Origin of the sequence: Variovorax sp. Varisp85 (assembly GCF_047304045.1) — a bacterium.
Lineage (GTDB): Bacteria > Pseudomonadota > Gammaproteobacteria > Burkholderiales > Burkholderiaceae_C > Variovorax.
In genome coordinates, this window is record NZ_JBGLYN010000145.1 from 1 (window position 1) to 981 (window position 981).

1 protein-coding gene is annotated in these 981 nt (G+C 62.9%); it reads right to left on the reverse strand.

The window, feature by feature from the left end; all coding sequences use genetic code 11:
• The coding region (locus tag ACCC97_RS28770; protein ID WP_413336379.1) for an IS481 family transposase at positions 1 to 946 on the reverse strand (946 nt) is incomplete at its 3' end.
• Positions 947 to 981 lie beyond the last annotated feature (35 nt).

Below are 981 nucleotides of genomic sequence, written 5' to 3' on the forward strand. Positions count from 1 at the left end.
TGTGAAGCGTCAAGAGGTTGTTTCTTGACGAGTTGAGTCTGGACATAGGCGCGATACCGCCGATGCCGCTGTGCGGGCGATGCCAGTTGTAGTGGTGCTGCCAGCTCGCCAGGGCATCGGTTCGGTGAGCTGAGTTCTGGTAGGTCCAGCCGTAGGCCCACTCGCGCAACGCGGACTGGATGAACCTCTCGGCCTTGCCGTTTGTCTGCGGTCGGTAGGGTCGCGTGAAGCTGTGCCTGATACCCAGTTCAGTGCAAGTCGCCTTGAACTCGCGCGAGCGGAACGCCGGGCCGTTGTCAGTCAGCAGTCTCCGCACAGTGATGCCCAGGCGGGCGTAATAGTTCACCGCATTGCGCAGGAACAGGACCGCTTGCACCTGCTTCTCGTCGGGGTGCATGGCGGTGAACGCCAGCCTTGCGTGGTCGTCGATGGCCACGAACAATGTCTCCCAGCCAGCACCATCGACCGAGTCGCGTCGGTTGCCCGTGACGCGATGGCTGGGACGCACGATGCGCCCAAGCTTCTTGGTGTCGATGTGCAGCAGATCTCCAGGAGCTTCGTGCTCGTAGCGCACGATCGGCTCGGCAGGCTCCAGGTCGCTCAGCTTGGACATGCCTGCTCGGGTCAGCACGCGGCTGACAGTCGAGGCCGAGACGCCCACGCTGCGAGCAATGCGTGACTGCAGCATCCGACGTTTACGCAACTCGAGGATGAGCAAGGCCTTGCCCGAGTCGATGGCCCTGGGCGAGCGTGTTGGCTTGGAGGAGGCATCGGCCAAGGCGGCTTCTCCGCCCGCCAGATAGCGACCAAGCCACTTCCTGGCTGTGGGTGCAGTGACGCCGTGTGCGGCAGCTGCGCGCACAGCATCCAAGCCCTCCAGCGTCATCTGCTTGACCATCTCGAATCGGCGGGCAAAGGTAAGTCGGGCATGCTTATGGGTGTTCATCCGGTTGGGCGTCCTGAGTGGATTGGGTGTTTGGC